This is a genomic window from Clostridium sp. CS1-1 (genome assembly GCF_056135525.1).
The window spans coordinates 3,886,720-3,899,621 of record NZ_CM148680.1; the positions used below are offsets into that span (position 1 = coordinate 3,886,720).

A 12,902-nucleotide genomic window follows, 5' to 3' on the forward strand; every position below is an offset into this window, starting at 1 on the left:
TCCTTCTTATTTATTTTCTTTTATTATTTAAATAAAAACTAACTATTCTTAGTAAGCTTTTCTAGTAGATCTATAGTCTCCTCTGCGACTTCTTCACATAAAGTATTTAACCCAAACCCAGCATGTACCATTATATACTGTCCAATTTTTAAATTCTCTATAAAATCAATTCTTATATTCCTAGTTATTCCATTAAACTCACACAGAGCTTCTAAACCATTTATCTCTAGCACCTTCATAGGTATACCTATACACAAGAATTCCACCCCTAACTTTCTTTCTCTATTTATCTTTATTGAAATAAATCCAATTATAGAACTTTATGATTTTTTATACATCTATTTATGAATAAATGGAAAAACTATAATGAATAAGAATCTCGGAAGTATATAAACTATCAATTGTCATAAACCTACGAAAATAACCATTCGACAGGGTTGTTTTGATATGATATAATATTTCCAAAACATTATTTAGTAATTAAATATGATTGGAAAGTTCTGCTGAAACCTCAGCATACAAATATTTAAGCGTAAAGGAGTTATTAATATGAGTTTTAAAGAGAAAATTGCTCAGTATTACACAAAATCCTATTTAAAAAAGTATGGTGATAGACTTACTCAAGTACAAGGTACTGTAGTATCTGTTAAGGTTACTGAGAAAACTATCTTATGGATATTTAATAAGTTAACTGTTACACTACTTGTAAGACCTGAAAGAAGTAAAAACGTAACAAAATGTACTTATGCAAGAAATAGATGGTTTAAAAAACCCGAGTTCATACCAGTAAATCAAGGAAATCTTGTTCTAGTTCAAGGATTAAAAGGCAAAAAAGGAAAAGGTGCCGGTGAACAAATCGAAATGATGAATATTAGAAATATGACTACAAAGAAGGATTTAGTTCCTATGGAAGGCAAGATGCAAAAAGTTCAAAGAGTTCAAAGAATGAGATAAAAAAGTTAGAATTGCATTAGCAATTCTAACTTTTTTCGTTTTATCCGATGACTACCCGCTCTAATACCCCCATGCACTCTTTTTGCGTCTAATTTGTTGTAACACATACTACCCCTCTTCCATATACTAAGGTTAAAATATTAATTTAAAGAAATAAATTGGAGGCGGCTTCTATGTGTGGAATTGCAGGATGGGTTAATTTAAAATCAAATATTTCCAAATCATCTAGTATAATTGAAAAAATGACAAAAACCTTAAGTAAAAGAGGACCTGATGATGAAAATTATTATGTCTCAAGAAACGTACTATTTGGACACAGAAGACTAACAGTTGTAGACCCTTCAGGCGGTGCTCAACCAATGACTAAAGTAATTAGAAGGAATAAATATGTCATTATATATAACGGAGAGCTCTATAATACAGAAGATCTAAGGAAAATACTTGTAGAGAATGGTTATTCTTTCGAATCATATTCTGATACTGAGGTTCTTTTAACCTCATACATTCACTGGGGAATAGATTGTGTAAAATATATAAATGGGATCTATGCTTTTGCTGTGTGGAGCGAAAGTGATAAGAAACTATTTATGGCAAGAGACCCATTAGGCGTTAAGCCTTTATTTTATACTATAAAGGGAGATTCTCTTATCTTTGGTTCTGAACTAAAAACTATACTTGCACATCCTTTCGTAAGACCTATAGTTGATAAAGATGGATTAACTGAAATCTTCGCACTAGGCCCTGCAAGAGCTCTAGGAAGTGGAGTATTTAAAGGAATTAATGAAGTTCCACCTGCTCATTACTTAACCTATGATCGTGATGGAATAAATTTAAAAGAATATTGGGATATAAAAGCTGAGTCTCATGATGAAGATGAAGAAACTACGGCAGAACATGTCAGAAGCCTACTTGTAGATGCTATAAAAAGACAACTTGTGGCAGACGTTCCCGTTTGCACATTCCTTTCTGGTGGATTAGATTCCAGTGTTATTTCCGCTATTGCTGCCAAAGAATTTAGTAACGAAGGTAGAATACTAGATACCTATGCTATTGATTATGAAGATAATGATTTATATTTTAAAGCAAATTCCTTTGAACCTACTTCTGATAAGTTTTGGGCATTAAGAATGTCTGAATATATTGGAAGTAATCATAATAATATTGTAAACAGTAGTGAAGATTTAGCTAAAGCCCTAGTTGATGCTATAAAAGCTAATGACTTACCTGGAATGGCTGATATAGATTCTTCGCTTTACCTCTTCTGTAATGAAATAAGAAAAAATGCTGTTGTTGCACTATCAGGTGAGTGTGCAGATGAAATCTTTGGTGGCTATCCTTGGTTTACTAGACCTGAAGATATTAACGCTAATACCTTCCCTTGGTCTAAATCTGTTGGTACAAGAAAACAACTACTTTCAAACGATCTTAAATCTTTAGATTTAGAGGGCTATTTAAATAATCAATATGAACAAACCTTAAAGAAAGTTCCTCGCCTAGAGGGGGAATCTAAGCATGAAAATCGTATGCGTGAATTGTTCTATCTAAATATTAAATGGTTTATGATTACTCTTTTGAATAGAAAAGACCGTATGAGTATGTCTAACAGTCTAGAAGTAAGAGTTCCATTTGCAGACTATAGACTAGTCCAGTATGCCTTTAACATTCCATCTAATATAAAACTATGTGGAAACAGAGAAAAAGGAATACTCAGAAAAGCATTAAGAGGAATTCTCCCTGATGATGTTATTGATAGAAAGAAGAGCCCTTATCCTAAGACTCACAATCCTAAGTATACTAAAATTGTTGAGCAGTGGATGACTGATATTTTAGAAGATAAGACTTCCCCTATTTTAGGATTAATAGATAAAGAAGCTGTAAGAACATTAATACAAACTGGTGGTTCCTCCTTTAAAGAACCTTGGTATGGTCAACTTATGAGGGGTCCTCAGTTGCTAGCTTATTTGATTCAGGTTAATGAATGGCTGAAGGAATATAAGGTTAGTATAGAGTTATAATAAAAATAAAGCATGTAGCATTTATAATATTTAATTATAATCTACATGCTTTTTTAATATTGTTTCTAAAATATACTCTATTCGATTGTAACCACCTTTGAATATACAAACATTCTTACCTTTTTAGCAAACTACTTAAATAAGCCCTAAAAACTCTATCAATTAAACCTTCAAGATCTAATTCACCTTCAGAAACACACCAATTATACAAAAAGCCATGGCATAGTATGCATAAATCATAGGATATTTTCGTGGTATCTGCATCTTCAATCAGTAAATTCTCTTGCTTACCTTGATTTAAAATTTCCACGGATTGATGAAAAAATGGAGAAAACACGGTAATATTCATATAATTCTCCTTAGGTGAAGGTATCAATCCCTTATTTTTTACTGACTGAAAACTCGAAACAAACTCATAACCTCTTTCATTGCAATGTACTGCAATAGATTTAAAAATTTCTATTATTTTGTCAATAAGATCATATTCGTCCAAATTCTTTTCTTTTGTAAAATATTCCTTTGAGAATTCTAAGTAATCCTCTGCTAGATATATTGAAAGCAAATTCTCTTTTGTCTGGAAATGATGATAAAAAGAACCAATAGATACATTTGCCATATCACATATATTTCTAACAGTAATAGAATCATATGTATACTGTTTTATTAATTTATCTACAGCTTTTAAAAGCTTCTCTCGTGTCGCATTAGACTTAATTTGTTGTCTGCTTAGAATTGACTTAGAGTAAATTGTAATCACTCCTTTTTTTATTTTGATTTTTATTATACCACACTTTTTATAAATTGAAAGCTTGACAATTAGTTTAATAGAAAATATAATTAGAACATGTACTAAAACAAGTTCTAATCGATGTTCTAAATTAAAAGGAGTGAGCCAAATGTATGAAAAAATATTTGAATCTGCAAAAATTGGAAACTTAGAGCTAAAAAATCGAATAATTGTTACGCCCATATCTACAGTAATGGCAAATGAAGATGGATCTCCATCAGAAAAATATATTCGTTATGTAGAAGAAAAGGCAAAAGGCAACTTTGGTTTAATTGTAACTGAATATTATGTCGTACAGCCAAAAGCTGGTCTTTTTACTAGATGCTTTAACATTTCCTCAGAAGAACTGATAGAAAAGCACAGTGAAATAACCAAACGAGTGCATGCATCTGGTGGGAAGATTTCTGCTCAAATAAATCATGGAGGCCGTCAAATACGCAGCAAAATCTTTGGTAAAGAGCTAATAGCACCTTCTTCAGTGAGAGATTTTGCTATTCAGGAATTACCAAGAGAGTTAACTATAGAAGAAATTCATGATCTTATTGAAGCTTATGGAAATACTGCATTAAACCTTAAGAAGGCCGGTTTTGATGCAGTAGAGATTTATGGCTGCCATGGCTTCCTCGTAAGTCAATTTTTATCTCGTGCTTCAAATAAGCGTACAGATGAATATGGTGGTTCATTACAGGGGCGATGCCGTTTTGTCGTGGAAATCATTCAAAATATCCGTAAAAAAGTAGGTAATGATTTCCCTGTTACAATAAGAATCTCCACGGAGGAATTCATTCCAGGCGGTCTTACCTTAGAAGAAAATAAAGCTATTGCTATTATTTTAGAAAATGCAGGAGTTGACGCTATAAGCTGCTCAAAGGGAGTATATATTACCGGAGAAAACATTTCTCCTCCAAATACGCTTGAGCATGCGGGTTACTTAAATAATGCATCAGAAATCAAAAAGGCTGTTAATATACCAGTTATTTTTGCCGGAAGAGTCAATGACCCAGCCATTGCAGAAAGCATTCTTCGTTCTGGAAAAGCAGATTTTGTCAGTATGGCTAGAGCCTCACTTGCCGATCCTCAACTTTTGAATAAGGTAAAAGAAGGACGTCTTGATGATATTCAATATTGTATCGGTTGTAATCAAGGTTGTATAGGCAGTATCTTCAACGGCATGCATTTGCGTTGTCTCGTTAATCCTTTCACTGGTAGAGAGGATGAGATTGAGGTAAAACCTGCCGATATTAAGAAAAAAGTAATTGTAGCCGGTGGTGGTGTTGCCGGTTGTGAAGCAGCATTAATGGCAGCTAAACGAGGACATGATGTAACCCTTTATGAAAGCCAATCAAAATTAGGAGGACAGTGGAATTTAGCCGGAATGCCTCCAGGAAAAACTGAATTATTATCTTTACTTACATGGCAAAAGCGTAGGTTAAATAAATACGGCGTAAAAGTAGTTCTAAATACTCCTATGACTATAGATATGGTTCAAGCGGAAAAACCGGATGAAGTTATTGTTGCAACTGGAGGTATTCCTTTTATACCACCAATTAATGGTATAAATCAATCTCATGTTGTGTCAGCTAATGACGTTTTGTCCGGAAAAGAGTTCTTTGGCAAAAATGTAGTTGTTATCGGCGGAGGCCTAGTTGCTGCAGAAACAGCGGAATTTATTGCATCCTACCACTCAAAAGTAACAATGATTGAATTAGCAGATGAAATTTTAAAAGGCATGGACCATCACAATAGAAATGTGCTTATGAAAAACTTAAAGCACTATGAAGTTAAAATGCACACTAGTTCATCTGTAACAGAAATCCAATCTGATGCGGTTTTATATGAATATAAAAGAAACCAATATAAAGTTGAAGATGTTAATACCGTTGTTGTTGCTATCGGTTCTAGATCACTGAATGAATTAGAAAGTTCCTTGAAATCTGCAGGTATTTCTACTAAAGTTATTGGAGATGCAGCAAAAGTCAGAAACGGTCTTCATGCAGTTTATGAAGGCTTTATGGCTGGTATTACTGTTTAATATAAATTGGATCATTTAAAAATCAACTAACCATAATACATCCTTTTGGCAATGCTTAGATACTGAATTGGTAACTTGTTTTTGTATATGAAAGTTTTAGTTTACACATATTATTGATGATTTAATTATTTTAAGGGAGGAATTTAAATGTTAAATGAAAAATTACTTGAAGTTATATCCCATGAAGGAGTAGTGAATATAGTATCCTGGACAAATAACGAACCACACGTAGCATGTACTTGGAACTCATATGTTAATGTAACACCTGATGACAGGATATTAATACCTGCAGGAGGAATGCAAGGAACACAAAAAAACGTTGAGCAAAATAATAATGTAAAAATCACTTTAGGTAGCAAAGAAGTTATGGGCTTTCAATACCCGGGAACAGGTTTCTTAGTTGAAGGAACTGCAAAATTTCTTGAATCAGGTTCAGATTTTGACATGATGAAAGGAAAATTTCCATGGTTATCTAGAGTGTTAGAGATAACTGTTGCATCTGCAAAACAAATGATTTAGTTATTAAATGAATTAAAAAGTGTCGTCATTATTAATAAGACGACACTTTTTCTTATAAAATTTTGAGAACGTTCATAGGTTTGTGTAAAATTATATAGATGAGGTCTAACTTAATTGGAAATTACTATAGGAAAAAATTCCTGTAGTAATTTTTACTTTTTGTGGTAATACTAGATAATGTCGTAGTATAGCTTTTATCTGTTAGTATTGTTTGTAATTTTTTCATTATTATTCTCTTTTATTCAAAAAAGTACAAGCGTAGCTTTTTAGATATATTGTTCAAGCCTATCTTCAAACATTATACTAAGTTGAGCTAATGTTAAGAACCAGTTCTGACTCGGCGAAGTCCATTTTCTCATAATCTGCTCTGTAGCTAAATATAGAGCTTTCATCAATGAATCATCCGTAGGGAATGATGTTCTAATCTTAGTAAATTTTCTTAGCTGCCTGTTGAATCCCTCTAAAGCATTTGTAGTATATATTATTCTTCTAATCTCTGGTGGAAAAGCAAAATATGTAGATAAGTTCTCCCAGTTATTCTTCCAAGACTGTATAACTATTGAATACTTTTCTCCCCAAGTGTCTTCCAAAGTTTGAAGGGAATTTAGAGCTATTTGCTCACTTGTTGCTTGATATACAGATTTTAAATCCTTCATAAAAGCCTTACTGTCCTTTGAAGCTACATATCTTATAGAATTTCTAATCTGGTGTATTATGCAGTTTTGTATACTTACATTAGGGAACACAGCTTTTATAGCATCAGGCAAACCTTTAAGACCATCCATACAGGCAATTAGTATATCCCTTACCCCTCTATTTTTAAGGTCGTTACAAACTGATAACCAGAACTTAGCTCCTTCCTGTTCTCCAATCCAAATACCAAGTATATCCTTATAACCCTTAGTATCTAAAGCCATACAAATGTATGCAGCCTTACTTACAATCCTATGTTCTTCTTTAACCTTAAAATGAATAGCATCCATATAAACTATAGGGTATACAAGGTCTAACGACCTATTTTGCCAGGCGATAGCCGTTTCGATAACCTTATCTGTTATTTTTGAAATCATCGTAGGAGATATATCAACTCCATAAAGTTCATCAATTTCTGATTTAATATCGTCCACAGACATGCCTCTTGCATATAGACCTATAACCTTTTTATCAAGCTCATTACAAACTGTTTCATATTTCTTCACAATCCTAGGCTCAAATTCTGATTTTCGGTCTCTTGGCACACTTACATCAACTTCTCCGAAGCTGGTTCTAATATTCTTCTTACTATAGCCATTTCTGTAGTTCTTATTATCATTGTTCTCTCTCTCATACTTCTCTCTACCGAGATGTTCTTCCATCTCAGCCTCTAAGAATTGCTGAATTATGTTGCCAAATAACCGTTGCATTAGCCCATTCTTTCCAACTAAATCCTCCATACTCTTACATTTATTTAGTTCTTTATTTAAATCTATATCTGGTATTTGTAATTGTTTCATTTCTTTTTCTCCCTTCATAAATCATTGTGGTTATTATTCCCATAAATACCAGCTATACATACATAAAAAAAGCATACATAGATTTGATTTACACAAATCTATGTATGCTCCCAAAATTTTAAATTTATACTCTAATTAGCAGGAGGCGGTAAATAAATGTCTATTATGTCTGTTATCTATGAAGATTTACATAAATTTAGTTCTTACGTACCACCTATAGATCTTGCCTTTCATCAGTACCTTTTATTAGCTGATAAATCCGTATTGATTCATACAGGCAGTATACAGCAGGCAGAAGCTTTGATTTCTCAGCTGAAAGATGATCTTGCTGATAGAACACTAAAATATATTTTCATTTCACACTTTGAATCAGATGAATGTGGAGATCTATCACTAATATTAAAGCAATAAGTCTTGTGCATTTTTAACATTAAGTAAACTTATCTGTAGTCAAAGAAAACCCCTAGTTTTTTATTTGCTCCCTAAAGACCATTACAAAAACTAGAGGCTTTATCCTATAAATACTACATATTTTAATCTTATGATTTATTTTTATTCTATTCATTCGAAAAATTTCTAATTTATACTAAAGTACTTTTAGTATAGATTTAGATAGCATCTGAAATATCTTTAACGAATTTACCTGTAAAATTAGTTTGTTTTGCTATTTTTTTAAGCTGCATATCCGAAATAGCAGATTTAGGACTAATCATATAAATCTTCTTAAAGCCATCCCTCATATAAAATTTAAAGCACCCCTGAAGTATTGGAAGCATTTCTTGTCTACTAGTTACTAAATCTGTAGGATCTACAATTAAAATATAATCCTTAGGTTTAATTAATAAAATCTCCTTATTATATGCTTCTATAAAATCTTTTGCAATTTTTTCAGTATAAAATCCCCAGACAGTAACAATAAGCTTTTTATTCATTAAATCTTTTTCGAACTTAAACATAATTACACCTGCCTTATAACTAAAATACCTAAAATTGATATAAAATAGCACACATAGTAAAGCCTATACCAACAGAACAAAATATTACCTTCATATCTTTCTTTATTGCATTTGTCTTTAGTGCTTCATCTAAGGCAAAAATTGGGCTTGTTGCTCCCGTATATCCATATTTATATCCTACAAAGGTATACTTGTTTAAGTTTACGTTTAACTTTACTAAAGTTTCTTCAATCTCAGATTTGTTAAACTGAGAAAAAATATAATGATCTATTTCATTTATATCTACCTTATTCCTACTTAATAACGACTTTATCATATCCTTCCATATATCCGAAAAATAACTTACATCATGAGGTATAAACCTTAATTTCTTATCATACTCTGAAATATTAACGTCAAATATATGGGAATAACCTACAGCTGGGTAGTTGACTTTATTATATAATGATGAATCAGTGTAGTAATTTGCGTCAATAAATCCTACTCTATCTTCAGATATTTCATTTTTTAAAATAATCGCCGCCCCACCGTCCGAAAAGTTTGGGTAAGTTACAGGATCATCTTTTCTTACTATACTGCTTATCATTACTCCACTTGTTACCAATGCATATTTAATAGATGGATTGGCCTGTAGATACCTACTTACATTATCTAATGCAGAAAGCATACCTATACAGTTACTGTTCATATCAAATACTACATGTGCATTTTTAGCCCCTAACTCATTTTGAATTATTAAAGCATTACTGGGATAGGTATATTCAGGAGTATCCGATACAAAAACTAACATACCTATGCTTTCAGCATCTAAACTACTCTTTTTTAATACTTCTTTAGCCGCACCCACTGCCATTGTAATAGAACTTTCAGTACCGTCCTTGGCTAAATATCTTATTTCTCTTCCAAGTATATTCATAAGCATGTCCACTTTCATATTAATTTTATTAAAGTGCTCTATAAAGAAGCTATTATGAATAGCATTATTTGGGTAATAGATACCTGTATTAACAATACTTATATTATGAAACAATGCTTTCAGCCCCTTATCAATTGTATATTTTGCTATTTGTTACTTCCTTGAGTAAGGAAATATTATAATATAGGGTTTGTTCACTGTTAATATATGAACTGATTCCTGTTTTGTGATATATTAGTTTCAAATTAATAGTAATGGATTTTGGTATTAACAATTCATAAGTGGACTCAATTGCTGACTTATCTAACCCATGTTACTTATTGATTAAAGGAGTATACGATTAGTATAGAATTATAATAAAAGAAAGCATATAGTCTATAATTTATAATTATAAGCCACATGCTTTCCAAAGTATTAAAGAAACCTACATATATTATTTAAAATATAAATATAGACTGTTTATTAGCGCAATTATTCCAGAGAAAAATAGCACTATCCCCCATTGTCCTATGCTAAGCGCTGATGTATGGAACACGGCTTGCATAAATGGAATGTATAATACGCATAACACCATAGTTATAGAAACGGCAACAGCGGCTACAAGATACGGATTTGTAAATAACTTTATTTCAAATATAGAATGTCTTTCTGACCTACACTCAAAAACGTGTATTAACTGGGACATTACCAAAGTTGTAAGTGCAAGTGTTCTACTGGTTGTTAAATCATATCCATAATATTTTCCAGCCATGAATGCAAGCACTGTACATATTCCAATTAGGGAACCCCTAACTAGAATCTTTTCACTTAAGCCCCTGGCAAATATACTTTCATTTTTAGGTCTTGGTTTACCGCTCATTATATCTCCATCTGGCGGGTCTACTCCAAGTGCCATAGCTGGAAGTCCATCTGTAGCTAAGTTAACCAATAAAATTTGTATAGGCAACAATGGTGTATCTAAATAGAATAGTGATGCTAAAAACATAGTTAGAACTTCTCCTAAGTTACATGAGAGAAGATATCTAATGAATTTTCTTATATTATCATAAATTACCCTTCCTTCTTCTACCGCTGATACTATAGTTGCAAAGTTATCATCTAAAAGTATCATAGATGAAGACTCTTTAGTTACATCAGTACCAGATATACCCATTGATATACCTATATCTGCTTCTTTAACTGCAGGAGCATCATTAACTCCGTCTCCAGTCATTGCTACAATTTTATTTTTAGATTTAAAAGCTTTAACAATTCTAAGCTTATGATTTGGACTTACTCTGGCAAAAATTGATATATTATCAACTTTAGAAGCAAGCTGTTTATCACTTAACCCATCTAATTCTTCACCTGTAATAACCTGTGATTGATCTCTACAGATATCTAGTTGTTTACCTATCGCAAAAGCTGTGTTTTTATGGTCTCCAGTTATCATTACAGCTCTAATACCTGCCATTTTGCACTTTAGTACTGCATCCTTAGCTTCTCTCCTTGGAGGATCAATAATTCCTGCAATACCTACAAAAACTAGACTGTCCTCTAGTCCTCTGCCCCTTGTAATTCCTTGATCCTTATAAGCTCCTGCAATACACCTTAGGGCATTGAAAGACATACTTTCAACTGCTTTTAATACTCTTTCTCTTTGGTCTGATGTAAATAACTTTACTTCTCCTCTATCTAATATATATTTACATCTATTGACTATTCTTTCTGGTGCTCCCTTTACGTAACAGGTTTCCTTAGTTCCTTCTTTCATTATTACTGACATCATTTTTCTATCTGAATCAAATGGAATATCATATACTCTTCTAGCTTTATCTAGGAAGGATTTTAGCTCCTTGTTTTCTCTGAAAAATCCCTTTATTAGGGCAGTCTCTGTAGGATCACCAAATAAGCTTTTTGAAATACTGCTTTCGTTGAAGTCAAAATTACAGTCATTACAATATGTAAAAGCTTTTTTCAGCATTACATTTTCTGGAATCGACTCCTTGTCTGCATTATAAACCCTACCATCGAAAAACATAGCTTTTACAGTCATCTTATTCTCTGTTAAAGTACCAGTTTTATCACTACATATTATAGAGGTACATCCTAAGGTTTCTACTGCAGGTAATTTTCTAACCAATGCATTTCTTTTTAGCATTCTTGAAACTCCAAGCGCTAGTGCTACAGTAACTATAGCTGCAAGACCTTCAGGAATAGCTGCTACTGCTAAACTAACTCCAAGTAGGAACATTTCGTACTTATCTTGTCCTCTCCATATACCTGTAAGTGTAACAATTACACATATAGCCAAGCAAAGTACAACTAATATTTTTCCAAGAGAATCTAACCTCTTTTTAAGAGGTGATTTTTCACCTTCTATGCTATTTAGCATTCCAGCAATTTTGCCCATTTCTGTTTTCATACCAGTTTGTATAACTCTAGCTTTTCCTTTACCAGTAAGAACTATAGTACCCATGAATACAGAACTATTTTTATCTCTAGAGCTTTTCTCAACTCCAATAGATTCACCAGTCAAAAGAGATTCATCTACCATAAAATTACTATCTTCTAGAAGCATGCAATCTGCAGGAATTCTATCTCCACTTTCAAGTACTACCAAGTCCCCTGCAACAAGTTCTTCCGTATTTATTACTTTTATATTACCATCTCTTATTACTTTAGCAGTAGGAGCCGATAACTCTTTTAGGGCTTCCAGTGACTTTTCGGTTTTATACTCTTGTATGAAGCCTAATATTGCATTCATTATAATGATTATTAATATGGTAATTGCATCAGCTTTTTCTCCCATCATTCCTGATATAATTGTAGCCACTATAAGAACCCATACTATAAAATCATTAAATTGAGAAAGAAATATCTTTATAGGAGATATTTTTTTCTTTTTTTCTAGTCTATTTGGCCCATAGGTTTTAAGCCTTCTTGCGGCTTCTGCCTGCGTTAGCCCATTTTGTAATTCCCTTTCGTTTAGCAACTTTATCCCCCCAACCATAATATTTTACCTTGTTCTTCACTAACTAAATATATGAAGGTGTATGTTAAAATATTATGATTAATAAATAGGAATATGAATAAAGCTATCAGTATAGATACCCAAATTAGAAAGTCGACTTATTCGGAGAGACGTAATACCAATTTGAGGATAGATTTAAATATTTTTTAGTAGTCTTAGCGAAGGATTTATGAAAAACTTAGAATCTTAGATTGTCTGAGCGTCGGCGAGTTATCGA

11 protein-coding genes are annotated in these 12,902 nt (G+C 32.4%); 5 read left to right on the forward strand and 6 right to left on the reverse strand.

The window, feature by feature from the left end; all coding sequences use genetic code 11:
- Nucleotides 1-38: 38 nt before the first annotated feature.
- Entirely contained in the window at nucleotides 39-257 is a 219-nt protein-coding gene (locus AC0N0V_RS18325; protein ID WP_474460077.1) for a HypC/HybG/HupF family hydrogenase formation chaperone, read from the reverse strand.
- Between the two features lie 292 nt (nucleotides 258-549).
- On the opposite strand from AC0N0V_RS18325, the gene AC0N0V_RS18330 reads away from it, so the two are divergent.
- Together AC0N0V_RS18330 and asnB are read left to right on the forward strand one after the other, a co-directional pair.
- The gene (locus tag AC0N0V_RS18330) at nucleotides 550-954 is read left to right on the forward strand and encodes a hypothetical protein (protein WP_474460079.1); all 405 of its coding nucleotides are present in this window, start codon (nucleotides 550-552) and stop codon (nucleotides 952-954) included.
- 173 nt (nucleotides 955-1,127) lie between these two features.
- A complete protein-coding gene (gene asnB / locus AC0N0V_RS18335; protein ID WP_474460082.1) occupies nucleotides 1,128-2,969 on the forward strand; it encodes an asparagine synthase (glutamine-hydrolyzing) in 1,842 nt (613 codons plus the stop codon).
- A gap of 115 nt (nucleotides 2,970-3,084) precedes the next feature.
- On the opposite strand, the gene AC0N0V_RS18340 is transcribed toward asnB, so the two are convergent.
- The gene (locus AC0N0V_RS18340; protein WP_474460084.1) at nucleotides 3,085-3,726 is read right to left on the reverse strand and encodes a TetR/AcrR family transcriptional regulator; all 642 of its coding nucleotides are present in this window, start codon (nucleotides 3,724-3,726) and stop codon (nucleotides 3,085-3,087) included.
- A 139-nt stretch (nucleotides 3,727-3,865) separates the two neighbouring features.
- On the opposite strand from AC0N0V_RS18340, the gene AC0N0V_RS18345 reads away from it, so the two are divergent.
- On the forward strand, nucleotides 3,866-5,788 hold the full coding sequence (locus AC0N0V_RS18345) for an oxidoreductase (RefSeq protein ID WP_474460087.1): 1,923 nt from the start codon (nucleotides 3,866-3,868) through the stop codon (nucleotides 5,786-5,788).
- A 147-nt stretch (nucleotides 5,789-5,935) separates the two neighbouring features.
- Nucleotides 5,936-6,307: a pyridoxamine 5'-phosphate oxidase family protein gene (locus AC0N0V_RS18350; protein ID WP_474460089.1), complete on the forward strand. Its 372-nt coding sequence runs from the start codon at nucleotides 5,936-5,938 to the stop codon at nucleotides 6,305-6,307.
- A 266-nt stretch (nucleotides 6,308-6,573) separates the two neighbouring features.
- Here the strand turns inward: AC0N0V_RS18350 and AC0N0V_RS18355 are convergent, their stop codons facing one another.
- Entirely contained in the window at nucleotides 6,574-7,800 is a 1,227-nt protein-coding gene (locus AC0N0V_RS18355; protein ID WP_474464472.1) for an IS256 family transposase, read from the reverse strand.
- Nucleotides 7,801-7,956: 156 nt separating this feature from the next.
- Between AC0N0V_RS18355 and AC0N0V_RS18360 the strand changes: the two genes are divergently transcribed.
- Nucleotides 7,957-8,211 carry a hypothetical protein gene (locus AC0N0V_RS18360; RefSeq protein ID WP_474460091.1) on the forward strand — a complete coding sequence of 85 codons (255 nt, stop codon included), beginning with the start codon at nucleotides 7,957-7,959 and terminating at the stop codon, nucleotides 8,209-8,211.
- 197 nt (nucleotides 8,212-8,408) lie between these two features.
- On the opposite strand, the gene AC0N0V_RS18365 is transcribed toward AC0N0V_RS18360, so the two are convergent.
- The 3 genes from AC0N0V_RS18365 to AC0N0V_RS18375 all read right to left on the reverse strand — a co-directional run bounded on the left by AC0N0V_RS18365 (nucleotide 8,409) and on the right by AC0N0V_RS18375 (nucleotide 12,664).
- Nucleotides 8,409-8,756 carry a hypothetical protein gene (locus AC0N0V_RS18365; protein ID WP_474460093.1) on the reverse strand — a complete coding sequence of 116 codons (348 nt, stop codon included), beginning with the start codon at nucleotides 8,754-8,756 and terminating at the stop codon, nucleotides 8,409-8,411.
- 28 nt (nucleotides 8,757-8,784) lie between these two features.
- Nucleotides 8,785-9,786, reverse strand: coding sequence for a 3-oxoacyl-[acyl-carrier-protein] synthase III C-terminal domain-containing protein (locus AC0N0V_RS18370; RefSeq protein ID WP_474460095.1), 1,002 nt, complete (start codon nucleotides 9,784-9,786; stop codon nucleotides 8,785-8,787).
- A 319-nt stretch (nucleotides 9,787-10,105) separates the two neighbouring features.
- Nucleotides 10,106-12,664, reverse strand: coding sequence for a calcium-translocating P-type ATPase, PMCA-type (locus AC0N0V_RS18375; protein ID WP_474460097.1), 2,559 nt, complete (start codon nucleotides 12,662-12,664; stop codon nucleotides 10,106-10,108).
- Between the last annotated feature and the right edge of the window lie 238 nt (nucleotides 12,665-12,902).